This window comes from Clostridium manihotivorum (assembly GCF_004015185.1).
Classification (GTDB): Bacteria; Bacillota; Clostridia; order Clostridiales; family Clostridiaceae; genus Clostridium_AR; species Clostridium_AR manihotivorum.
Genome location: NZ_CP025746.1, coordinates 5,574,176 through 5,599,368, shown reverse-complemented (window position 1 = coordinate 5,599,368; position 25,193 = coordinate 5,574,176). Strand labels below are relative to the sequence as shown.

General features: G+C 31.0%; 17 protein-coding genes, 1 pseudogene, 1 riboswitch and 1 other annotated feature. Of the genes and pseudogenes, 16 read left to right on the top strand and 2 right to left on the bottom strand.

The window, feature by feature from the left end; translation table 11 throughout:
- The first annotated feature begins 111 nt into the window (after window positions 1-111).
- Complete coding sequence (locus C1I91_RS24895; RefSeq protein ID WP_128215329.1) at window positions 112-990, top strand: YegS/Rv2252/BmrU family lipid kinase; 879 nt, start codon at window positions 112-114, stop codon at window positions 988-990.
- 924 nt (window positions 991-1,914) lie between these two features.
- On the opposite strand, the gene C1I91_RS24890 is transcribed toward C1I91_RS24895, so the two are convergent.
- The gene (locus tag C1I91_RS24890; protein WP_128215328.1) at window positions 1,915-3,906 is read right to left on the bottom strand and encodes a YgiQ family radical SAM protein; all 1,992 of its coding nucleotides are present in this window, start codon (window positions 3,904-3,906) and stop codon (window positions 1,915-1,917) included.
- A 355-nt stretch (window positions 3,907-4,261) separates the two neighbouring features.
- A riboswitch (M-box (ykoK) riboswitch) is annotated at window positions 4,262-4,431 on the top strand.
- Window positions 4,432-4,700: 269 nt separating this feature from the next.
- Between C1I91_RS24890 and C1I91_RS24885 the strand changes: the two are divergent.
- The 11 genes and pseudogenes from C1I91_RS24885 (at window position 4,701) to C1I91_RS24835 (ending at window position 19,553) form a co-directional block, all read left to right on the top strand.
- Window positions 4,701-5,965, top strand: a pseudogene (locus C1I91_RS24885) (magnesium transporter).
- Window positions 5,966-6,044: 79 nt separating this feature from the next.
- Window positions 6,045-6,274, top strand: a binding site (T-box leader).
- Between the two features lie 248 nt (window positions 6,275-6,522).
- Complete coding sequence (gene cysK, locus C1I91_RS24880) at window positions 6,523-7,431, top strand: cysteine synthase A (protein WP_128215326.1); 909 nt, start codon at window positions 6,523-6,525, stop codon at window positions 7,429-7,431.
- Between the two features lie 19 nt (window positions 7,432-7,450).
- Window positions 7,451-8,032, top strand: coding sequence for a serine O-acetyltransferase EpsC (gene epsC, locus C1I91_RS24875; RefSeq protein ID WP_128215325.1), 582 nt, complete (start codon window positions 7,451-7,453; stop codon window positions 8,030-8,032).
- A 4-nt stretch (window positions 8,033-8,036) separates the two neighbouring features.
- Window positions 8,037-9,035: a tRNA epoxyqueuosine(34) reductase QueG gene (gene queG / locus C1I91_RS24870; RefSeq protein WP_128215324.1), complete on the top strand. Its 999-nt coding sequence runs from the start codon at window positions 8,037-8,039 to the stop codon at window positions 9,033-9,035.
- A gap of 4 nt (window positions 9,036-9,039) precedes the next feature.
- Window positions 9,040-9,675, top strand: a complete 636-nt coding sequence (gene nth / locus C1I91_RS24865; RefSeq protein ID WP_128215323.1) for an endonuclease III — start codon at window positions 9,040-9,042, stop codon at window positions 9,673-9,675.
- A gap of 413 nt (window positions 9,676-10,088) precedes the next feature.
- Window positions 10,089-11,357, top strand: coding sequence for a PAS domain S-box protein (locus C1I91_RS24860; protein ID WP_128215322.1), 1,269 nt, complete (start codon window positions 10,089-10,091; stop codon window positions 11,355-11,357).
- Window positions 11,358-11,427: 70 nt separating this feature from the next.
- Entirely contained in the window at window positions 11,428-14,157 is a 2,730-nt protein-coding gene (locus C1I91_RS24855) for a sensor histidine kinase (RefSeq protein WP_164880653.1), read from the top strand.
- 368 nt (window positions 14,158-14,525) lie between these two features.
- Entirely contained in the window at window positions 14,526-15,428 is a 903-nt protein-coding gene (locus C1I91_RS24850; RefSeq protein ID WP_128215320.1) for a D-alanine--D-alanine ligase, read from the top strand.
- A gap of 790 nt (window positions 15,429-16,218) precedes the next feature.
- The gene (locus C1I91_RS24845; protein WP_128215319.1) at window positions 16,219-16,920 is read left to right on the top strand and encodes a response regulator transcription factor; all 702 of its coding nucleotides are present in this window, start codon (window positions 16,219-16,221) and stop codon (window positions 16,918-16,920) included.
- Window positions 16,910-18,439 (top strand): sensor histidine kinase, encoded by a 1,530-nt coding sequence (locus tag C1I91_RS24840; RefSeq protein WP_238475890.1) that lies wholly within the window; start codon window positions 16,910-16,912, stop codon window positions 18,437-18,439. Before C1I91_RS24845 ends, C1I91_RS24840 begins: the two co-directional genes overlap by 11 nt.
- A gap of 91 nt (window positions 18,440-18,530) precedes the next feature.
- Window positions 18,531-19,553, top strand: coding sequence for a glycoside hydrolase family 25 protein (locus C1I91_RS24835; RefSeq protein ID WP_128215318.1), 1,023 nt, complete (start codon window positions 18,531-18,533; stop codon window positions 19,551-19,553).
- 122 nt (window positions 19,554-19,675) lie between these two features.
- Here the strand turns inward: C1I91_RS24835 and C1I91_RS24830 are convergent, their stop codons facing one another.
- Window positions 19,676-20,716 carry a M42 family metallopeptidase gene (locus tag C1I91_RS24830; RefSeq protein ID WP_128215317.1) on the bottom strand — a complete coding sequence of 347 codons (1,041 nt, stop codon included), beginning with the start codon at window positions 20,714-20,716 and terminating at the stop codon, window positions 19,676-19,678.
- A gap of 418 nt (window positions 20,717-21,134) precedes the next feature.
- On the opposite strand from C1I91_RS24830, the gene C1I91_RS24825 reads away from it, so the two are divergent.
- The 4 genes from C1I91_RS24825 (at window position 21,135) to C1I91_RS24810 (ending at window position 24,875) form a co-directional block, all read left to right on the top strand.
- Entirely contained in the window at window positions 21,135-22,688 is a 1,554-nt protein-coding gene (locus C1I91_RS24825) for a VanW family protein (RefSeq protein ID WP_164880652.1), read from the top strand.
- A gap of 237 nt (window positions 22,689-22,925) precedes the next feature.
- Window positions 22,926-23,243, top strand: coding sequence for a thioredoxin (gene trxA, locus C1I91_RS24820; protein WP_128215315.1), 318 nt, complete (start codon window positions 22,926-22,928; stop codon window positions 23,241-23,243).
- Between the two features lie 14 nt (window positions 23,244-23,257).
- A complete protein-coding gene (locus tag C1I91_RS24815) occupies window positions 23,258-24,115 on the top strand; it encodes an NAD(P)/FAD-dependent oxidoreductase (RefSeq protein WP_128215314.1) in 858 nt (285 codons plus the stop codon).
- Window positions 24,116-24,329: 214 nt separating this feature from the next.
- Window positions 24,330-24,875, top strand: coding sequence for a glutathione peroxidase (locus tag C1I91_RS24810; protein ID WP_128215313.1), 546 nt, complete (start codon window positions 24,330-24,332; stop codon window positions 24,873-24,875).
- Window positions 24,876-25,193: the final 318 nt, after the last annotated feature.

The window sequence follows — 25,193 nt, the reverse complement described above, 5'->3', positions numbered from 1 at the left end:
GGACAACCTCGACATAAGATTATAATTCTGCTATAATGTTTAATGATTGAATTTACAAGAATATGATGTAAGAAATGAGAAAAGTTTACATACGTTGTTATGGAGGTATTCATGAAAAAGGTAAAGTTTATATATAATCCATTTTCAGGGGAGAATGTCATTTTAGACGAATTAGATAAAGTTATAAGAATCCACCAAAAATATGGTTATATAATTGTTCCTTATAGAATAAATAAAGAGTCTGATATATCGGAAGCTTTGCACGATATTGATGAAGATTATTATTATATTTTAGTAGCTGGTGGAGATGGTACTGTAGATTCTCTAGTTAATGCCATGAAAGCAAAAAATATAGATTTACCAATTGGAATATTGCCAGTAGGAACAGCAAATGATTTTGCAAAATTTTTAGATATACCATCAGCGGTAGGGGAAGCCTGTAAGAGGATATTAGAAAGTGAACCTACTCCTGTAGATATAGGTAAAATTAACGATAAATACTTTATAAATGTAGCAAGTACTGGTTTGTTTACCGATGTTTCGCAAAAGACAGATGAAAATCTAAAAAATATGATAGGAAAATTAGCATATTATTTAAAGGGACTTGAACAGTTACCTAACTTTAGAAAGCTAAAGGTGAAGATTTCATCAAAAGAGCTTGAATACGATGGATATATGTATCTAATGTTAGTCTTTAATGGTCAGACTGCAGGTAACTTTAATTTAGCTACTCGTGCAGATGTTATGGATGGATATTTAGATGTAATAATATTTAAGGCTGTATCAATAAAAGATCTAATACCTTTGTTTATAAGAGTTATAAGAGGTGAACATCTAGATGATCCTAAGGTTATATACTATAAAACGAAGGAATTGACTATAGAAACTGATGAAGATATAGTTACTGATATAGATGGTGAAAAAGGACCAGGATTTCCGCTGCATTTACAGTGTATAGAAGGTGGAATAAAGGTTTTAGGCATAAAATAGATTATAACATAATAAATTATAAGTAAGAGTTTCTAAAGACTTTATAGCATGAATAGTTATTATAACTTATTTATTCAGATTAAAGAGAGGAACCAAGATATTAAGAGGTGTGATATGGTGGGTGTGTATCTATACTTTGTAATATTATTACTTATAATTTTTTTATGTGTTTTTATGTTAGACAAGCTATTAAAGGTTGCACCTATTAAGATTAAACTTATATCATTATTGGTGCTTAGTTTAATGATTGTAAGATATGTAGCATTGATTTTATTCTCCATTATTCAGGATCAAAAGTATATATACTATATAAAATACGTAGCTTTTCTTCAATATATCTATATACCAGCAATTTTATTTACAGCATATTATATATTTAGAAGAAGCGAGAAATTAAAGTTTTCTATTAGTTACGCAATTCTATTAATATACGCAATAATATATTTTTTGATAATTATAATATATGAACCTACTTTAAGTATATCTTTAAGTTTTGGTTATGTAATCAGCTTTAGCCAGGAGTTGATCCCTGCCTTAATATTTATTTTAAGCCCTATGATAATATTGGTTCTTTCAATAGTTTATATGGACAGGAGATTTGTTAATAAACAGGGCCTTAGACTGCTTATAATTACTTCAATAATTATAATATTAGAAAGTATGTTAAAGCTTTCTGGAGTGTATATATATCCCTATTCAATTATAAGTGAGCTACTAACAGTATTAGTATTTAACTATTCATTGGGATTATTTAAAAGGCAATAATGTGAGGTCTTATAATAGCTTGTTAGGGGAGTATACAGTAAGAAATTTATCTGCCTGCCAGGCTTTCTTATATGAATGTAGAAAGGCAGACAAGGAAAAAACATCACTGAAGAAGGTCACTTCAGTGATGTTTTTTGTTCTTTAGAAAATTATAAAATTTTAGTGTACTCTTTTATTCCTTGGTGAATTATTCTTACTATTATTTAGCTTTTTGTTTGAATTTGAAGTAGTAGACTTTCTTTGAGTTTTATCACCATTACCTAAGTTTCTTTCTGATTCATGAGTGTTTTTTAACTTGGAACCATTATTATGATTCTTACTACTATTAGACTTATGATTTCTTTCTTTAGCAGGAGTCCAATCTATAAGGCAGTTTTTATCTTTTCCTATAAGGTCTTCACGTCCAGCCTTTAGCAACGCTTTCTTTACTAAACTATGATTTTTTGGAACAGCGAATTGAAGTAGTGCTCTTTGCATGTTCTTTTCTTCTTGAGTTTTTGGTGTATAAACTTTTTCACCTGTGAAAGGGTTAACGCCAGTGTAGTATATAGTAGTAGATATACTTCCTGGAGTTGGGTAAAAATCTTGTACTTGTTCAGGTGTATATCCCATGTCTTTTATGTAAAGTGCAAGCTCAATTGCAGCCTTTAGATCACTTCCAGGATGAGAACTCATAAGGTAAGGAACTAAAAATTGTTTCTTGCCGATTTTTTCATTTACTTGGAAGTATTTCTTTACAAATTTATCATATACTTCTCTTGTTGGTTTACCCATTTGGGCTAAAACTTTATCGCTTACATGCTCAGGAGCAACCTTTAATTGACCACTTATATGATGCTTGCAAAGTTCTGAGAAAAATTCGTTATTTTTATCTTCAATTAAATAATCATATCTTATTCCTGAACGGATAAACACTTTTTTTATTCCAGGAAGAGTTCTAACTCTTTTTAGTACGCTTAAGTATTCGCTATGATCAACTATAAGATTCTTACAAGGCTTTGGAAACATACACTGTTTGTCTTTACAAGTTCCAAGCTTTTCTTGCTTTTTACAAGACTTATGTCTAAAGTTAGCGGTAGGCCCACCAATATCATGTATATAGCCTTTAAAATCATCTAATGTGGTTAAAAGCTTAGCTTCGTCAACTATTGATTCACCACTTCTGTTTTGTATTATTCTTCCTTGGTGAAAGGTTAATGCACAAAAGGAGCAAGAACCATAACAACCTCTATGGCTGGTAATAGAAAACTTGACTTCGTTTATTGCAGGAATACCACCTTTAGCTTCATATATAGGATGATAAGTTCTTGTATAAGGTAGATTATATGTTATATCCATCTCTTCTTCTGTCAATGGAAGTTGAGGAGGATTCTGAACAAGGTATCTATCACCATGTGGCTGGATTACAGTCCTTCCTATTATTGGATCCTGTTCGTAGGATTCTAGTTTATAGCTCTCTCCATAAGCCTCTTTACTTGAAAGAGTTTCTTCAAAGGAAGGAACTAAAACATAGTCTTTAAGGTTAGTTATATCCTTAGTTAAATAACAAGTTCCTCTTACATCAGCAATCTTTTTTACTTCCATTCCATAGGATAAGAGATTAGCTATTTGAACGATGGTTTTCTCGCCCATACCATAACTCAAAAGATCTGCCTTAGAATCCACTAGTATGCTTCTTCTTACTTTATCATCCCAATAATCGTAATGAGCAAATCTTCTCAATGAGGCTTCTATACCACCAATTATAATGGGAATGTCCTTGAAGGCTTCTCTTATTCTATTGCAATATACGATGACTGCTCTGTCAGGTCTATGATCTGCTTCACCACCTGGAGAGTAAAAATCATCTCTTCTTTTCTTTTTAGCTGCAGTGTAGTGATTTACCATGGAGTCGATATTTCCTGAGTTTACAAGGAATCCATATTTAGGTCTTCCTAAAGCTTTGAAATCTTCAGAATCATGCCAGTTTGGCTGAGGAATAACCCCTACAGTAAATCCGTTTGCCTCTAAGGTTCTTCCAATTATGGCTGTACCAAAGGAAGGATGATCGACATAGGCATCACCTGTAACTATTATAAAATCTAATTGCTCTATATTACGTCGTTTTAAATCTTCTTTATTAATAGGTAAAAATTCTTTTGATAGATTCATTACAAAACTCCTTAATAGATATTTTGCTGGTAAGCAAACAATCATTTGATGAACTAAAATATCCTAAATAAGTATGGATTTTAGATTCATGATTTTGCTTGATATAAGATTTATAAACACACATAGAATATCATATCTTTATATCACTAAGTTATATTATCATAATGGTGGTAAAAATAAAAGTGTCAAAAGTCAAATGGAAGAATATGAAGCAAATTGAAGATTTCTTGCGATATTTTGCAAAAAGTAATGATATATAAAATAATTTTGGAAATTTAGACATTATAGGTTGCAAAATGGGCTTAAAGTAATATAATATTAATGTATAAAGTACTATTAATAGTATTTTATAAAAAAAATTAATTGTTAGGTGAGGCTCCTACAAGAATGCACGCTACTGCCCGGAAACATCGAGAGATGCCAATGGGTCAACAGGTTTTATCGAATCAAGGTATAACTTAATGTAGCTAGACGATTTTGTCTTAAGTCTTGTAGTGCTAAAACTCAACGTTTCTAGCTGTATTTAGTTGAATTTTAGAGCCTTAAAGGCTCTTTTTTTCTGTCTAGGAAAGTTAAAAGACGGTATATTATTAATAATATTGTAAATTTAGTGAAATCATAACAATAAATAATTGGTTATCAGGTGGTGAAATTAGATGGAGAGTGGCCCTCATAGTAGGTCGCAAGAACAATTGAATAAAATAATAAACAATGAGTGGCTTCAGCGAAATTTTAACATATTCTAAAGTATAGCTCTAGCTATGCCCTCATTGATTTCTGAGGGAGGTAGAAGAATGAAAAGATTAGCTGTAATTCTTTATAGTTCTTATTAAATAAAAAGGTATACGATGAGTTTGACGATATACTTGGAATCCTAAAGGACGTATATGTTACAACAGAAGATGGCTATCCAAGAATTATTGGATACAAGATAAAGAGAGATGGCTCAGTGTTTGATTATGAGTTTAGAAATATAGATTTTTATTTGAAAGATAGTGGAAAACTAAGAATAGAGACCAGAGGAAGTAAAGAGATATTGCCAAGAAAATATACCTATTTACTAACTCAAAATCTTTTAGATAAAAAAATAGTTGATATAAACGGAAAAAAAGTAGTAAGAGTAAATGATTTAAGAATTGCGGAAATTGCAGGAGAGTACAGAGTTGTTGCTGTGGAAGCAGGTCAAATTGCTAGATATAGAAGAATGGGAATTGAAGGTTTTGCTAAAACCTTACTTAAATTAATGAATAAAGAAGCCACTGATCAATCTTTGATGTGGGATGATGTTGAAACCTTAGAAATAATAAAGGATAGTTTACAGCTTTCAGTACCTTATAAAAAGCTATCTACTTTGCACCCTGCTGACCTAGCAGATATATTAGAAGATCTTGATGAGAAGCAAAGAAAACAAGTATTTGAAAATTTAGATGATGACTTGGTAGCAGATGCACTAGAAGAGATAGAACCAGAATTTAAGGGATCTATAATAAGAGATTTAAGTGTATCAAAGACAGCAGAGATACTTGAAAATATGCCTAACGATGAAATAGCAGATCTTTTAGAGGGGCTCAATGAGGAAGAAAGAGAAAAGGTGCTAGTATCATTGGAATCAGAAGATGCGGCTGAAGTAAAAGAGCTTTTAGCTTATGAAGATGAGACTGTTGGTAGTATTATGAATAAAGATTTTATATCTGTAAATATAGATATAACAATAAAGGAAACAATAGAGCTATTAAGAGAAATGAAACCAGATGATGAAGTTATGCATTATATTTATATTACAGATGAATTCGAAAAGCTTTTAGGTGCTGTACCTATAAGGGACTTACTTATTAGTAGTAGTGAAACAAAGCTTAAAGATATAATGGATAGAAGTGCTATTAGCATTAAGTATAATCTGCATATTGACGAAGCTATAGAGTTAATAACTAAATATGATCTGTTATCTGTACCAGTTACAGATGAGGAGGATAAACTTGTAGGCATAGTTTTAATTCATGATATTGTGGATGAATTCTTACTCCCAACCTGGAGAAAGAAAGCCAAAAAAGCTGTTTAATATTATTTAAAATTTAGTTGACATTTAATGCAAATGGCATATAATAAAATTAAGATTAATCTTATCAAAATACTCAACTTTAAATGCAAGGAAAAAGTAAAGTATCATAAATGAAGGTTTCAGAGAGGAAGAGATGGTGTGAATCTTCTACTTGGATTTTATGAGAAGTGCGCTTTGGAGCTGGTAGCCGAAATTTTTAGTAGGTGTCCTCGGGAATGCCCGTTATAGCAGGAAAGCATGATAGTGCTTTTTATGAGTGAGATTTTTATCTAAGTAGAGTGGGATCGCGGAGTTTACTTCGTCTCTAATAAGGAGATGAGGTTTTTTTTTATTCTTTATGAATGTTTTCTTAGATAAAGTTGTAGGTAAGTATGCTTGTAAGGCTTAGTAGCAATTATAAGTGGAAGGATAAAAAATCAAGACTTTTCAATAACTATAAAAAGTCAAAGGTATAAAAAGATAACTTATACTATTTATAGCAGTTATCTTTGATATAAATATATAAATTATTAGGGGTATCTAAAAAGAATAAATTATAATTTTGGAGGTAGAGAGATATGATATTCAATAATGCATTAGAGTTACTTGGAAACACACCAGTATTGAAGGTAAACACTTTAACAGGAGAGAATTCCGCAGAAGTATATGTAAAGTTAGAGAAATTTAATCCAGGTGGAAGTGTAAAAGATAGAGCAGCTTATGGAATGATAGAAAAAGCTGAAAGCTTAGGATTATTAAAGGTTGGAGATACTATAGTAGAGCCTACAAGTGGTAATACTGGAATAGCTTTAGCTATGATTGGCAAGCTAAAAGGATATAAAGTTGTAATAGTAATGCCTGAGACAATGAGTAAAGAAAGAAGAGACCTAATTAAAGCTTATGGCGCTGAACTCGTATTAACAGAAGGTGCTAAGGGAATGAAGGGAGCTATTGCTAAAGCAGAAGAATTAGTTAAAGAAAACGGCTATTTCATGCCTCAACAATTCTTAAATGTAGCTAACCCAGAAAAACACTATGCAACTACAGCAGAGGAAATAGTTAAAGATCTACCAGATATAGATGTATTTGTAGCTGGAGTTGGAACTGGTGGAACAATATCTGGAGTTGGTAAGAAGTTAAAAGAGTTAAAGAGTGATGTTACAGTGGTAGCAGTTGAACCTGAAAAATCACCTGTAATCTCTGGAGGTGCTCCAGGACCACATAAGATTCAAGGTATAGGAGCTGGATTTGTTCCTGAAATCTATAACAGTGATGTTGTAGACAAGGTAATTCAAGTTAAGGAAGAAGATTCATTTGCAGCAGCAAGAAACTTTGGAGCTAACGAAGGAGTACTTATAGGCATATCTTCAGGTGGTGCACTTCATGTTGCTTTAGAATTAGCAAAAGAGTATGGACCAGGTAAAAAGATTTTAGTTGTAGCACCAGATGGAGGAGAAAAATATCTTTCAATGGGCCTATATGAATAATATAAAGGTGTGATAACAATTGTTTAAGAACCTTAGGTACGATATAAAAAAGATACTTGAAAATGATCCAGCAGCTAGAAGCTGGCTTGAAGTTTTACTACTTTATCCAAGTGTTCATGCAGTTAATGGACACAGAGTATCTAGTTGGTTTTACAAAAGAAAAATGTTCTTTATAGCAAGACTAATATCCCAAGTAGTAAGATTTTTTACAGGTATAGAAATACACCCAGGAGCTAAGATAGGCAAAGGCTTATTTATAGATCATGGCATGGGAGTAGTTATAGGAGAAACTAGTGTTATAGGCAATGATGTTGTTATATATCATGGAGTTACTCTTGGAGGTACTGGAAAAGATAAAGGTAAAAGACATCCTACCGTTGGAGATAATGTAGTTATAGGAACAGGTGCTAAGGTTCTTGGACCTATAACTGTAGGAAATGGTGCAAAGATTGGTGCAAACTCAGTAGTACTTGAAGATGTACCAGCGGGAGCTACAGCAGTTGGAATACCAGCCAGATTTATAGTGAAAAATACTCCCATAATCGAGATTGAAGATTATAGGGGAAGAAGAAAGAAAATATATAATAATATGGTGATTTAATATTATGGATTTATCAAATGAAATAATAAAGTACTGTGCTTCTCTTGGACTTGATTCAATTGGCTTTGCAGAGTGTAGAGTTTATGAAGAGTTAAGAAGCTTTTATAGCGAAAGAAAAGCTAAGAGTTTAGAAAATGAATTCGAAGAAAAAGATATAGAAAAGAGAATAAATCCAAATAATTATATGAGTGAGGGAAAGACTATAGTATCTATAGCTTTCCCTTATCTGCATGATACGGATTATATAGAAAATGGATTTTCTTTGTATACTAGAGGCAAGGACTATCATAATGTAGTACATAGTTACTTAGAAAAGGTAGTTGGATTTATAAATAGCTTAGGAGGAAATGCTATTGCTTTTACTGATAGCAATACTTTGCCAGAAAGATATATAGCTTATCTTGCAGGTATAGGTTTTGTAGGTAAAAACAATATGATAATTACTAAGAAATATGGTTCTTATGTATTTTTAGGAGAAATAATAACTGATTTGGTTATACCACAATCCACAAGCAGAACCTTTGAAGATATAAAGAATTTTAAAGAATGTGGTATTTGTGAAAAGTGTTATGCAAGCTGTCCTACAAAATCTATAAATTCATATAGTAAGAATCCTAATATCTGTATGTCTTACATAACACAAAAGAAAGAAATTGATGATAGCTTTTTTCCTTTAATGGATGGTCGTATGTTTGGATGTGATAGCTGCCAAAAGGGATGTCCTTTTAATGAACATATAGATTTAACAACTATTGAAGAGTTTTACCCTCTGAACTTTATGCAAGATAATAGTGAGGATAGTATAATAAATATTAATAACTCAGAGTTTAAAGCTACTTTCAAGAATGCCTCTTGTGGATGGAGAGGAAAAAATATTTTAATAAGAAATGCACTTATTAGAAAAGCTTTATATAAACACATGGATATTTCAAAGTATAAACTTAATTCACCGTATTTAGAAGAATATAAAGAACGAATTGTACGCTTTAAAAAGGGGAGATGAAAAAATGAAAAAAAGTACTAAAAATATATTAGACCTATTAAAAGAAGAATATCCAGATGCACAGTGTGAACTGAATTATGGTACTCCTTTTCAACTTCTTGTAGCTACAATACTTTCCGCTCAAACTACAGATAAAAAGGTTAATGAAGTCACTAAAGATCTATTTGAAAAATATCCAACAGTAGATGATTTTTTAAAGATATCTCAAGAGGAATTAGAGGAAAGAATAAAGCAAATAGGACTTTATAGAAATAAGGCTAAGAATATAATGATGATGTGCAGGCAGCTTAAGGAGAATTACAATGGGGAAGTGCCTAAAACTATGGAAGGCATAACTTCATTGGCTGGGGCTGGAAGGAAAACTGCTAATGTGGTGCTTTCAAATGCATTTGGAGTGCCATCTATAGCAGTTGATACTCATGTTTTTAGAGTATCTAATAGGATTGGTCTTGCGAAATCTGAAGATGTATACGAAGTTGAAATGCAGCTTCAAAAGGAGCTGCCTAAAAAAGAGTGGTCTCTTGCTCATCATCTTCTTATATTTCACGGGAGAAGATGTTGCACAGCTAGAAATCCTAAGTGTGAGATATGTCCTATTAAGGAAATGTGTAAATATTATAAGAGTGCAACTAAAAAATAATATAAGTATGATAAGGTTAGCATGTATAGATGGAGGTAGAAGTCCTGATATACATGCTTTTTTTCTGTGTTGATGTTCCTCATATTCGTTAAGAGAGGCAGATGCACAAAAAACTTACTGAAGAAGGTCGGCTATGAGGTCTTTTTACAACTAAACATATGAATATTAAGATAGTTACAAGAACATACAATAATAATAAAAATATGATATTTTTTGAGGTATTAAGAGTAAATAATCAGAATGAGAAGCTGAATTATATCTTTTACTATTATTAAATTAAAATACTAAGCACACTTCAATAAAAACAAACAATTAAATAGCGATAATTGCGATATTTAAATTTTTCAAAATATTATATAAAATAGTATAATTAATAAGTAAATTACATTTTATGTATTAGGTGGTATAATAATATGGATTCACTTATAGATAAATATAGAAAAATATCAAAATATGTAGGATTACAAGATATGCTGATGATTTTATTAACCATAGCGTTTGTAATATCAATAAGTATATTTAATAAGTATAAGGATTATAACTTTAGTGAGGTTTTTATTTCTATAAGATTATTAATAATTTTTGCTGCTTTAATATGTATATACTTATGTTTTTTATACATTTCTCAAGAAGATAATATTATGTTTTTGACAGTTTGTTTTTCCATAGTATATTTTTGTTTTGAGTTTATGTTTAGAGCAGTTCTATTAAGGTTAAATATAAATAATGTAAATAATATATTGGAGATGAGTAATATCAAATATCCATTTGTTTTTGGACCTATATTAAGACCATTAATGATATTACTTTCAATTAAGTTTAGTAAATATAAATTTACGCCTACAATGAAGAAAAGTATATTAATACTTGTAGTAGCCTTTTTTTTAGGAGGGGGGACAGTTTTAGTTGATATATATGTGTTGTTGCCAAACTTCGTATATTTATCAGAACAGAGAATTATTGTGACCATAATAGATACAGTTTTAGTAAATGTGATCGCCTTAATTGTTTGTATGGCATGTAATAAAGATAAGTATTCACATAAGGTAGTATATTACTTAATATTACCGGTTTTTGCTAAGAGTTATAGTTTTTTTTCCAGTGGGAATAAGTCAATATATATGATTGGTTCAGAGGTAATAATACTATTTATTTTAGTAATGCATATAGCAAACATAGGTCTCTTATGGAGCAAAAGAGTTAGAGAAGCATATTCAGGTATTACACAACAGGATATTGAAGTAGTAGCCAGGAATGAATTTGCTAATAGAGAAGTAGAAGAACAGGAAAATGAATGCATTAAGGAAAATGATTTAAGAAATATGAGCGACTTTATACAGTCCTATTTTTTAATTGAAGAAAATATAAAAGATATGCTATTTATAGTTGATATAGAGGGGAAAATTAGCTATGCTTCAAAGTCATTTTTTTCTTTAACTGGTTTTAATGAAGATGAGATAATTGGAACAAGCTTTTTTACAATTACACATCCAGAAGATATTATAAAGGCAAAGCTTCTAATTAGTTTGAAAAAGAATGATATAGTTCCTATAGTTCATAGGATTAAGCAAAATAACGGAAAATACATTTGGACTGAATCGATAGCAGACTTAATTTTTGAAAATGATAATATAACAGGTAAAATTATTGTAGCAAGAGATATAAGTTATAAAAATTTATAAGTTTAGGGGAAGGATAATAAAAATGAATCATAAAAGCCAAGAAAGGCACATTTCATATTTTAGTATTTATATGACATTCATTTTTCTGATTCTTTTACAATATGGTTCTAGTGTAGAAACAAAAATATCAAAATCATATAGTGATGGAATAATACTTGCTGAAGCAATATTGACCCTTACTGCAGCTTTGGCAATCTTGATATATTTAGATACTGTTAAACAAAGTTATATTTTATTCTGTGGCTTATTCTTAATGGTGTTTTTTGGGGTAAAGCTTATGGAAGCTATAGATGTTCTGAGAAGTGGAAATAGCATCTTCAATATGTATAACCAAGATTTTATTTGTACAAAATATACAATTACTAACCTAATAGGGGCCTCTGGCATAATCTTTTGTATTTTTAATGATGACATAACTACAAATATGAATGGGAAGAAACTAAAACTATATTCTGGAATAAGTTTAATAATAGGTGCTATTTTGTATTGTTTAGATGTTAAAGTTGTATATCCATACATATGTAATCTAACTTCCTATGGGAAAAGTGCTATAAGCTTATTAAACTTATTGACTATATTAGTTTTGATTATAGTACTGGTTAGGAAAGAACAAGAGTATAAAGAGCCTATGGTAGGGTTTCTTATAGTAGCTACGCTTTTAGAACTGTTCTACCATATTTATACATATTGTGATTTGGGAAGAAAAACTGTTCTTTTCTATTTTGCGGATATCTATTTTTTTCTTTCGGTTTCTGTAGTTATAATAGGTGTATGCATATGTCTTAAGGAAAGATATAAAGAAGTTGCAGATTCAGCGAAAGAATCAAATGAGGTTAAAAAGGATATTCTTAAGTATTATAAAATTCTTGAGGAGACACCTAATTACGTTTTTATACTGGATAGAGATTCAACTATTCATTATGCTAATACTGCAGTTGAAAATTTCGTTAAATCAAACTATGGCTCTGAAAATATAATAGGTAAAAACGTTGATGAAGTAATTACAGTGAAGAATAAAAAATATTCAATGGATAAGATTAGTAAGGTTGTAGATGTAAAAAAGAAATGGTCTGGTGAAAGTAAGCTTAGAGGGCCAAATAAAATTTTTTATTTTAATACATATGTTAGTGAATTAATAGTAGATGGCAAAACTTTATATTTAGGCATTATGAATGATAATACTGATTTTATAGATATGTCTTTGCAGCTTCAGAAAAGTGAGAAGAAGTTTAGACAGATTACTGATAGCGTACATGACTTAATATGTAAGATTGATGTTGAAGGAAGAATAGATTATTGTTCACCATCATATACGAATCTTTTTGGAGGCAATTATGAAGAGTATAAGAGGGTGCCTTGGGTTCATAATGTTGTTGAAGCTGATATAGATAAGGTACTAGGTGACATAAAGCTTTGCTTTGAGCAAAATAAAACAGTTACAAATGAGTGTAAGATGGAGTCAGGACAAAATACATATATTTATGTTAATTATGTTATCAATCCAGTTGAGGAGAATGGGGATATTGATGGAGCTATTATAAGTGCTAGAAATATAACATATAAGAAGTTAGCTGAAAAGGAACTTAAGGAAAGCGAACGAAAGTATACAGAGATATTTAATATGTGTCCGGATATGATATATGTTCTTGACTCTAAGACTCTAAGAATAACTGATGTTAATCCAGCAATGTGTGAACTTTTAGGAAAGACTAGAGATAGTATACTAAATAGGTATTTAAAACAAGTATTTGATGATATAGACTATGAAAGTGAAATTAATATAATTAAATACTTGAATGAGGGGCTTATAGTTAGAGGGCATGAAGTTTCTTTTTCCTTCTACGGAGAAGCTAGGTACTTGGAAGTAAATTATTCTCCATTAATTGAAGATGGGGAGCTTACAAAGATAATCTGTTTGGCTAGAGACATAACTGAGAAGAAAAAGATTATTGAACTTAAGGAAGAGCATGAAAAGGATAGAAAAAAGTTAGATGAAACACTTCAATATGATCAATTGAAAACAGAGTTTTTTGCTAATATATCTCACGAGCTAAGGACTCCTATAAATGTTATATTCTCTGTTATACAAGTATTGGATTTGTATAGGAATGATCAAAATGAAATAAGATTACCTTATGATAAATATAGTAATGTTCTAAGACAAAATTGCTATAGGCTTTTAAGGCTTATAAATAATTTGATAGATATTACAAAAATAGATGCTGGATATTTAAAGCTAAATTGCGGCATGTACGATGTGGTTAAGATTATAGAAGACATAACTATGTCTGTAGTAACTTATGCAGAAAACAAAGGTATAGATGTAATTTTTGATACCTACATTGAGGAGTTATATATATATTGTGATCCAGATAAAATAGAAAGAATAATATTAAATCTTCTATCTAATGCCATAAAGTTTACAGATAACAACGGTAAGATTTTCGTGCTAATGGAATTATGGGGAGATAGTGTTAGGATATCTGTAAGAGATAGTGGAAAAGGTATCCCTGAGGATCAGTTAGATATTATATTTGAGAGGTTTAGACAAGTAGACAAGTCTTTGGCAAGAGAGCATGAAGGTAGTGGCATAGGACTTTCCTTAGTAAAGTCTTTGGTTGAGCTTCATGGAGGTACTGTAACTGCTAAAAGTATTTTAAATGATGGAAGTGAATTTATAGTAGATATACCAATAGTAAAAATTAAAGAGATACAACAGTCGCCAACAATTATAACAAATGAGGATAATAGGATTGAGAGAATTAATATTGAATTCTCAGACATATATGAGATAAGCTAGATTTTCTATATGCAAAGTTAATTTATACTTGTTCGACAATAGTTGTTTTTGGGGTTTCCTGGCATTAATGAATTAAATAGTTGAGTTATGAATTACATAACACCTTTAACCAATTTAATTAAAGTGATATAATTAACAAGGTTTGATTATATTTATAGATATATATTTTTTATATTCTAAGAAGCTTAAATTAGTATTAATTTGTTTTATTCTTTAGGAGACTATAGTGCATGCCAGATTTTTCTCATAAATTGAGAAAGGAAGCTGCAAAAAAAAATTCACTTAAGCGAATTTTTTATAACTTGAATTTCTATGAGATGTGGCATATGTAGAATATAAAAAATACTAATGTCTTTGGAGGGATTATAATGAGAGTCGGAGTTATAATGGGGGGCATATCCTCAGAAAGAGAAGTTTCTTTAAATAGCGGACAATCTATATTGGCAAATTTGGACAAAAATAAGTATGAGATTATACCAGTTGTCATTGACAGTAAGGAAGACTTATTCACTAAAGTTAAAGATATAGATTTTGCTTTACTTGCTTTACATGGGAAATTTGGAGAAGATGGAACAGTTCAGGCGGTCCTTCAAACTATGGGAATACCTTACTCAGGGTGTGACACTTTAAGCAGTGCTGTTTGCATGGATAAAGATATGACCAAGAAGGTATTAAAGTCAAGAGATATTAGAACTGCACCTTGGTTTAATGTATCTTCTGTAGAAGAGATTGATTATAATAGGATAGAACAACTTGGATATCCAGTAGTGGTAAAGCCCAATAATGGTGGGTCATCAGTTGCTACCTTTGTAGTTAAAGAAAAATCAGAAATAGAAGCTGCAGTTATTGAAGCTTTAAAATGGGACAAAGAAGTTATGATTGAAAAGTATATAAAAGGTGATGAAATAACTTGCCCTATATTAGATGACGAGATGTTTCCTATTTTAGCTATTAAGCCAAAATCATCATTCTTTGACTATACTTCAAAGTACTCTGATGGAGGGGCAGATGAGTTTGTAGTTGAGTTAGAACCATCGTTGCATAAACAAGTTGAAGAAATGGCAATAGCTACTTACAAGGCACTAAAATGCAGTGTATATGCTAGAGTTGATATGATAGTTAAAGATGGTATTCCATATATATTAGAAGTTAACACACTACCAGGAATGACTAAAAATAGTCTTTTTCCAAAGAGTGCGGCTGGTAAGAATATAAGCTTTAGCGGCTTGTTAGATAGAATAATAGAAATATCCTTAAGAGAGCGTGCTTAAGCTTAGAACATCTAAGATGATTGAATAAATTTTGTAATATCGGTACTTTTAATATATCGTGTTGAAATTAAGTGGTTAGTCATCCGATGCTTAGATGATAGATGTATCACTTCGTAATAAAATTTATATTTTTAAATTCCTTCGCCAAAACCCGTGAGAGATTTAAAAATAGCCTAAATAAAAAGTCATGACAGTATGTAATAAGCTGTTATGACTTTTTATTTAGGTCTACGATATGATGTATCTATAGGGAACCTTTATGAAAAACTTAATTTATACTTGTTATAAAATCCCGGCTTCTGGGGATTTTGTGGCATTTATAAATTAATAGGTGAAGTTGGTTCCCTATAAGCATTCTTCCAGTAGTAGATTTAAGATAATATTAAGAATTTAAATAGATAATTATTAAGATATGTTATTTATAATAAAAAATAGATTTCATAAGGTATTGGGTTGAAATTAAGTGGTTAATCATCTGATGTTTTAAGTAGCTTGATAATATAGCATCTCCTATATAATTACTTTATTTTAACGATATTACTAAACATAGCCTAAAAAGTAGGCTAAAATTAAAAATAGGAGTATATAGAGTCAAATTATATGAACTCGATATTAATATTATTCGTGGTAAAATAGTGATAATTAATATTACAGATATATGGTATGCTTATGGTTAGGAGTTATATAACAGAAACTTTGATTTGAAAAGTCAGACGTTGAAAAAGTACTTTAGGAAATAGCGTCTTAGATAGTGCTTTATAAATTATATACAAGAGGTGAGTAATAGATTATGGAGAAAGAAACTATACTTATTGTTGATGATGAAAAGGAAATACGAGATTTAGTAGAAATATACCTTAAAAATGATGGGTTTAAAACTATAAAAGCATCTGATGGGTATGAGGCGCTTAAGGTGCTTGAAGAAAATCATGTGGACTTAATTGTATTAGATGTAATGATGCCAAACCTTGATGGTATAGGTGCTTGTATGAAGATAAGAGAAGAACGCAATACACCAATAATAATGCTATCTGCCAAAAGTGAGGATATGGATAAAATATTTGGTCTTACTACTGGAGCAGATGATTATTTAACTAAGCCATTTAATCCTTTGGAATTGCTTGCGAGAGTAAAATCTCAACTTAGAAGATATATAAAGTTAAATAACAACTCAGTTCCTAAAGCTAAAGATAATATAATTGAGATAGAAGATTTGACAATAAACATAGATACTCATGAAATTGATATTAGTGGAAAGGAAGTGAAGCTTACTCCTATTGAATTTGATATATTTGCTCTTTTAGCAAAGAACAGGGGAAAGGTCTTTTCTATAGAAAATATATATGAGAGTGTTTGGAATGAGAGCTTTATACAATCCGATAATACTGTAATGGTGCATATTAGAAAAATAAGAGAAAAACTTGAGGAAAATCCAAGGAAACCTAAATATATAAAAACCGTTTGGGGAGTAGGATATAAAATTGAAAAATAGAAGATTCTTTAAATTTAGATTGCTTAGATGGATATGGCATTGGAAAATAATGAAGCCTGCTAGAATAATATTCAATATGTTCAGGGCAAGGATGGAAAAGAGTATAAGATTTGAGCTAGTAGTTACTTTTGGGATATGCTTTGTTATAGCATTGATTGCTTATGGGATATCAAATGATATGTTAAGAGATAGCTATAAAACCGCAACACTTGTCTATGATGATAGTGAAATACAGGATAGAGCTCAAAGGTTCTCAAATTATCTTATAAATGTTAAGGATTTATCCCCAGCTGACTCCAATGCAATGAAGAAAAGTGTTGATAGATTTTACGGTTCAGATTCTAATGAAAAGGTGATATTGACAGATTTAGATGGAAAAATAATATACAAGACATCAAATGTTACGCAAACCTCAGTGGATGTCTATGCTACTATAAAGTATGCTATGGAAACTTACTCGAAAAAATCTAGTAGTTATAGTAAATCGGAAGGAAAGGAATTTGTAATATTTTATCCTTTATATATACAGAATGAAAAGATGTATTTATTCATTTTCGCAACTCCACAAGCAAGAATGGAATATAACGAAACCTATTCTTCAGGATCCATAATGGCTATTATTATAGCTGTGATTGTATTTGTTACTAGTTTTATATATATAACAAACAAAAAAATGAAGTATATAGAAGAGATATCTGAAGGGTTAAGAAAAATTGCAGCTGGAGATTTAAAGTTTAGAATAGAGGGAAGAGGAAAAGATGAACTTAATAATCTTGCGGAAAATATTAATTACATGGCTTCTGAAATACTGCATAGGATGGAAGCTGAAAGGAAGGCAGAAAAGACAAAAAATGAGCTTATAACTAATGTATCTCACGATCTTAGAACTCCGCTTACCTCAGTTATGGGGTACATAGGCCTTATTAAAGATGGAAAATATGAAGATGAAGTTCAAATGAGAGAGTATTTAAATATAGCTTTTAATAAGTCAGAGAAGATAAAGATTTTAATAGAAGATCTTTTTGAATATACTAAGTTAAATAATAAAGGCGTAACTCTCTATAAGGAAAGAGTGAATTTGAATGAATTCTTATCACAACTGATAGAGGAACTTATGCCATTATTTGATAAAAGAGAGCTTATGGTTCATAAAAGATTTACTGAAGAAAAGCTAGAAGTTGATTTGGATGTAAATAAAATACTTAGGGCTTTTGAAAATTTACTGGGAAATGCTATAAAGTATTCTTATTATAATACTAATATAGCAGTTAGTTTAAAAAAGGAAGAGGAATATGCACTTATATCCATAAAAAACAAAGGTGATAATATACCTAGAGAAAAACTGGATAAACTTTTCGAGAGATTTTATAGAGCAGATGAGTCTAGAACCTCTGAAAATGTAAGTGGAAGTGGACTAGGGCTTGCTATATGTAAAAATATCATTGAACTCCATGGAGGAAGGATATGGGCTGAGTGTCAGGGAAATGATATAACTTTCTCAGTAATGCTACGATTATAGTTAAATACAATAAATAATTTTAGTTTTTGTAACCTTGCTTGTACAATAATAATACTCTAATACTATGATTATTATTATAGTTGGAGGAACTATGCAAAATAAGACAATGTTTAGTACCTTCGGGGCTGACATAAATGAGTACAAAGAAGGGGTTAACTTCACAGTATTAGCTAAAACCGTAGATTTTTTGTATTTAAGAGCCTCTGGTTCTGGATCAGGAAGGTTTAGGGTAGATAGAAGATTTATTGAGTTTGCTAGAGGATCTAGATCTGTAGGTATACCAGTTGGAGCGTATCACTATGCACTTCCATCAGCAGATTATGCTACTGCGGATAGTCAATGTGATGCTTTTATAGGGGTACTACAAGATGGGTTTGGCCAAGGTGATTATGGAGATTTATTTCCAGTACTTGATGTAGAGGCACCTACTGATAAGTCTATAACAACTACACAGCTAGTAAATTGGGTAGACCGTTTTAGAAAGCGCTTTGAAAGTAAGACAAGAAGAAGACTTATGCTGTATACAGGAGTATTTTTCGTTAATCTATATGATGATCTTAAGGTTCCAGGAAAAGGTTATCCACTAAGTAATATGCCACTTTGGATAGCTATGTATAAAGAAATAGCTGGAAATCCACCTGTTCCACCAGATATTGGAGGATGGAAGAGATGGAGAATATGGCAGTATACAGAAAAGGGAGATATTCCAGGCGTAACTCCACCTGTAGACTTAAATTATGGACCAGATAGTATTGATATGCTGATGCCGCCAACTGATGTGAAAGGACTTTATGCAAGAACGGACAATAAGAATATATATGTTTCTTGGACAAAGAATAGAGATAAGGATCTTTTGGGATATAATTTATTTGTAAACAGCAATTACGCAGGAACTGTAGGGGTAAATGATACTTATTACGTTATACCAAGATCTAAGTTTAATCTACCAGCTGGAAGACCTATAGAAATAGGTATAGAGGCTTTTGATTTTGATGGAGACTTTTCTAAGAAGAGGACTAAGTTTTTAATTCAACCAACTAGAAGTGATGATCCATTGGAATATGGAACCTATTTTGATGATGAATATTTTATGTTTGGTCAAAATGAGGAGTAGTTATATCATGGTAATAAAAATGCCCTTTTTTAAGGGCATTTTTATTATATTTTCTTTTCTAATAAGGCTTGGAATATTATATAGGGACCCTTTATGAAAACTTAATAGTTGAAGTTGGTTCCCTATAGAGTTTGTGAGTAAGCTACTACTAGCTTTAAGGTTTCAACAATTGAATCCATATGAGTTCTTTCATAGGCATGGGAGGCAAAAACACCAGGGCCTATAAGAGCAGCACTTATATCCCATCCAGCACCTAAAGCAGCTGAAGCATCTGATCCATAATAAGGATAAATATCAATCTTGTAATCTATAGATTTATCTTTGCAAACGTCTATGAGCTTCTTTCTTAAATTATAGTCATAAGGACCAGAAGAATCTTTTGCACATATACATACAGCATACTCCGAGGAATTCTGTCCAGGACCAGGAGCTCCCATATCTACTGCTATAAACTCTTTTACATGTTCAGGTAAACCTGCTTTAGCGCCATGGCCCACTTCTTCATAAGTAGAGATGAAGAAATGAGTATTGTATGGTAGCTTTAAGTTATTTTCAGAAATATACTTTATTGCAGTGAGAAGGATTGCTACACTTGCTTTATCATCTAAATGTCTACTTTTTATAAAGCCCTTTTCTGTTACAGTTGCTCTAGAGTCAAAGCATATAAAATCACCAACATTTATTCCTAAAGCTTCTGTATCTTCTTTGCTAAATACTTTTTCATCTATTATAACTTCCATATTTTGAGCTGTTCTTTTTAGTTCTCTAGCTTCATCACCACTTATGTGAACAGAAGGTTTTATAGTTTGAATAGTCCCAGTATATGTTTTGTTATCCAAGGTTTCTATGGTACAGTTTTCTCCATCTATGGAGGTCATCATGAATCCTCCAACTGGTGTGAGTTCTAAGGCTCCGTTGCTTTTTATTTCCTTTACCATTGCTCCTAAGGTATCTATGTGGCCAGAAAAAACTCTTTCGTAGTTCTTGTTTTCTCCCTCGAAACTTACTAAAATTGCACCTTTGTTTGTTAAGCTATATTTAACGTTTAGCTTGTCTAACTCCGAAACTACATATTTCCTAATATTATCAGTATAACCAGTAGGACTAGGTGTAGATAATAAATTAATTAAATAATCTTGTATAACATTTCTATCAAAATTCATTTTATACCCCCAAAAATATTAATATAGTATAAATTATACAACTAAAGATGAGAAAATAGAAATATACAAAATTAATTAAAAAATAAAGTGAAATTATATGATAAATTTTGAAAAATGTCGCACTATAGATAATAGGATATTTTTTTGTAAGTTACTACTAAAAATACGGTTTACAATAAAAGTATATTTATTAATATTTTCTTTTATAGTATAATTAAGAGTACAAAAAAAGTATACCAATCTAATTGTTAAATACTTTAGAAATAATGACTTCTTAGATTTATGAAGAGTAAACAACTTTAGATGGTTCATCTAGAGATGTACTTATTTTATATCCAATATATTTATATTAACTATGATTCATCAGGTCAAGTTGAAGGTAGTAAAGTGTACATCTACATCAAGGAGGAGAAGATATATGAGCAGCAAAGTAAGAAAAACTAAGGCACTTAAATGGGTCGTAGCTGGAACAGTAGCTGTAGTTGTAATTGGATTGTCTGGATTTGGTGGATATGCCATGACGGTAAAGAACCAAGTATCAAAATGGGACAATAAAATATACCAAGGCGTTAAGGTTAATGGTGTAGATCTTTCAGGTAAGACCAAAGAAGAAGCAATTAAGCTATTGGAAGATAGTTTTTCAGGAACTATAAAGCAAAAGAAGCTTGTTGTTAAAGCGTTAGACCAAAGTTTTGAACTTGACTATTCAAGTCTTAGTCCTCAATTTAATGTTCAAGAAGTTGCAGAAAAGGCTATAAAGGAAGGAAAAGACTTATCATTATTTAAAAAGAATGATGTTATAAAAAATGGTCTAGGTAAAGATATTCCTTTAGAGTTTACTTATGACGAAAGCAAGTTAAAGGCTTTTGAACAACAGATTGAGAGTAAGATAAATAAGGATCCTGTAGATGCTAAGCTTACAATAAGTAATGGAAGTATTAGTGTTACAGACGATCAAATAGGGCATAAAATTAAAACCGAAGAACTGGACAAGTTGATTAAAAATAGCATAAATGGAAAATTAGAGGTGAGTTCTGTGGTTAATGCACCTATAGAAGAGACTAAGCCTAAGTATCCTAAGGCTGAATTAGCTAAAATTGATAGCAAGATCTCTACTTTTTCAACTAGTTTTGCTACTTCAAATCCAGGAAGATCAGCAAACGTAACTTTAGCTAGTAGTTTTATAAATGGTAAGCTTTTAATGCCAGGAGACACCTTTAGTTATAATCAGTCTGTCGGAGAAAGAACCACTGAGAGAGGCTTTAAAGATGCTGCTATATTTGTAGGCGACAAGGTTGAACAGGGTGTTGGTGGCGGAATATGCCAAGTTTCTACCACATTATATAGAGCAGCAATGAGAGCTGGTGTAAGATCAACAGAAAGATACAATCATTCTATGCCCACAAGCTACTCGCCAGTTGGACTAGATGCTACAGTTTACTGGGGCTCCTTAGATTATAAGTTTAAGAATACTTATAATTTTCCTATATACATAGAATCCTACACAAGTAATAAAAATGTATATGTTAATTTTTATGGAAATGCAGCAGGTATGGGCGGAAAGACTTATGAACTATTTGCTGAAACTTTAGAAAAATATGATCCTACTATAACCAATGTAAATGATGCTAGCCTTCCAGAAGGGCAAAAACAATGGGATAAGAATCCGGTTACTGGATATAAAGTGAAGAGTTATCTTGTAACATATCAAGATGGAAAAGAGATAGCTAGAGACAACATAGCTACTGATATATATCAAAAAGTTAATGGTGTGTTAAGAGTTGGAACAAAGAAGGCGGCTCCAGTTCAGGCTCAGCCAGTGGAACAGCCTCAGCAAGCACAGCAAGCACAGCAAGCACAGCAAGCTCAACAAGCTCAACAAGCACAACCAACTCAAGCTACTCCCGCTGCTCCGGTTGCGCCAACTCAAGCAGCTCCAAACACTCCAACCACAGCAGGTACTAATCAATAAAATATCTATACTTAAAAAGTCATCCTAATATAGGATGGCTTTTTTTACTGTTATGGAAACTATAAAATTTCTTGTTGTCTAAACCGAGTAGTATGAAGGCTTTAGAGCAGATATTTAGGGTGAACAGTAAAAAAATAAATAATCTAAAAAGGTATTGACATAAATTTAACTATTGCATATAATTTGATTATGTTAAATTAAATTGTATAAAATTAATATTAAGAGGAGAATGAGAATATGATAAAAGAAGTTGTTAACAATAAACTGGAAGAGGTTATGAAAGATTCAAAGAATGTAGTACTAGTAGATTTTTGGGCTACTTGGTGTGAACCTTGTAAGATGATATCACCTATTTTGGATGAACTTTCAGAAGAGTTAGAAGGTAAAGTTGAATTTGTAAAAGTTAATGCAGATCAAAACAAAGAATTAGTAAGTAAATATCAAATATCAGGAATACCTACAATGTTAATATTTAAGCGAGGAGAATTAGTTGACACATTGAATGGATTTAACCCTAAGGTTAAGCTATTGCAAGTTTTAAATAAGTACATATAAGGAAGGTGATTCATATGGAAAGATACGATATAGCTATAATTGGAAGCGGCCCAGCTGGGTTATCAAGTGCTATAAATGCTAAAATAAGAAATAAAAATATTATAGTATTTGGAAACAGTAATTTTAGTAATAAATTAATAAAAGCACCTAAAATCAATAACTATTTAGGTATACCTAATGTTTCTGGCAGTGAGCTTAAAGAACAATTTCAAAAACATCTAGAGCATATGGACATTGAAATTGTAAATGAAAAGATTAACTCAGTTTATGCAATGGGGGATTATTTCACTTTATCAGCTAATGAAAAAATGTATGAAGCAGCTTCGGTTATAATTACTTCCGGTGTAGAGTTTAGTAAACCTATAAAAGGTGAAGAAGAATTACTTGGTAAGGGAGTAGGTTATTGTGCTACTTGTGATGCTCCTCTGTATAAAGGTAAAGTAGTTAGTATAATTGGATATAATAAGGAAGCTGAAGAAGAGGCTGTTTATGTAAGCGAATTGGCAGCAAAGGTCTACTATATACCAATGTATAAGGATGAAGTAGAGTTTAACAGTAGTATAGAAGTAATAAGAAACAGACCTACTGAAATAGTAGGAGAAAAAAAGGTGGAAAAATTGATACTGTCAGAATGTGAAGTTATTACTGATGCAGTATTTATAATAAAGGATAGTGTATCCCCAAGTCAATTAGTACCAGGATTAGAGATGGTTGGGGAGCATATAAAAGTGGATATTAATATGAATACTAACATAGAAGGCTGCTTTGCTGCTGGGGATTGTGCTGGTAAGCCATATCAATATATGAAGGCAGCAGGACAAGGACAGATAGCTGCATTAAATGCAGTTTCATATTTAGATCAAAATAAATAATATATATGTTAAATATTTATTAATTAATATAAATTATTAAATAAACATCTATAAAGGTATTGACATGGAATAAAATACTATATATAATCAAATTATACTAAATTAAATTGCACTCAATTAAACTATATTTAGAAAATATATAAAATAATGATGAAATGAAAAGGAGGAAGCTGGTTAATCTTTAGAAAGCTAAAATGATGCCAGCGACAAAATTATGTCAGTTTATGATTTTAAAGCAAAGACTATCGATGGACAAGAAATATCTTTAGACAAATATGCAGGTAAGGTTTTACTAATAGTTAATACTGCTAGTAAGTGTGGATTTACACCTCAATATGAAGGACTAGAAGCACTTTATAAAAAATATAAGGATCAAGGACTTGAAATACTAGGTTTCCCAAGTAACCAATTCGCAGGACAAGAACCTGGTGATAATGGTGAAGTTAAGAACTTCTGTCAAATAAATTATGGAGTTTCATTCCAATTATTTGAGAAAACAGATGTAAGAGACGAAAACGCTCATCCACTATTTAACTATTTAACTGAGAAAGCTCCTTTCCAAGGATTCAATATGAACCATCCAGTAGGAAAGCCATTATTAGAAGCTTTAGAAAATAACTTCCCTCAATTCTTAGAAGGAAATTCAGTAAAGTGGAACTTTACAAAGTTCTTAGTAGATAAAGAAGGAAATGTGGTTTCAAGATTTGAGCCAACTTCTGAGCCAGTAGAAATGGCTGAAGCTATCGAAAAATTACTATAATAAAAAGTTTTATCATATAAACATATAAATTAAGTTCCGATACAGGAACTACTAAAAAGCACACTTGATAAAGGTGTGCTTTTTTATTGTCTGGGAATCCGCCATGAAAGCTAAGGTCTCACAGACCATAATGAAAAAGCTTTTCTTCTCATAGAAAATTAATAATGTGATAATAAATTAATTTTCATAGCAATTAAAGTATTAATAAATATTAAGAATATGTAATATTTTTATTATGTGAAGGAATTGTAATAAATAGATAGAATTAGGAGAAGTATGAAAAATGTAGTAGGTATAATATACATGTATTAATTTGAA